This window comes from Achromobacter maghribensis (assembly GCF_057334215.1).
Genome location: NZ_JBHFII010000012.1, coordinates 52,792 through 53,268, shown reverse-complemented (window position 1 = coordinate 53,268; position 477 = coordinate 52,792).

The following is a 477-nucleotide window of genomic DNA, read 5'->3' as shown; positions in this document are numbered from 1 at the left end:
ATTGCGGCCGCGCGGGCGGCCACAATCGGCATACGCGTGGTGCGTCGTCGGTGGTGATCGCTGCGCGCTTGCGTGGGGCATTGCTGGTGGGCCCGCAATCAAGTGGGGGGTGGGTAGAGATGGGCGGCGCGCGGCAGGGAGCCTGTTGCGTATGCAGACCCTCTCGCGCACACCGCCCATCCGGCACAGGGGTTCAAGTGACGATTAGCGGCGGCCCGTTTTCTTGCCTATACGCGTAGCGGCAGCGTGTCGATGCAAGACGCTGCGTAAGCCCCCAAAGGCCGCCCGCGCGGCCGGCCGGGGCGGGCACTACAAGCTATTTCTCTTCTCGATGCCGTATGCCAGAACCCTAAGCACGCGGCTCGCCCCAGCTGACGTCCGCTTTCAACTGCGCGAGCCCGTCGTGGCGGTGGCCTGCCGGACGCGGGGAGTCGATAAGCCCGAGGGAATCTGAAGGGAAGGCCGAAGGCCTGGACG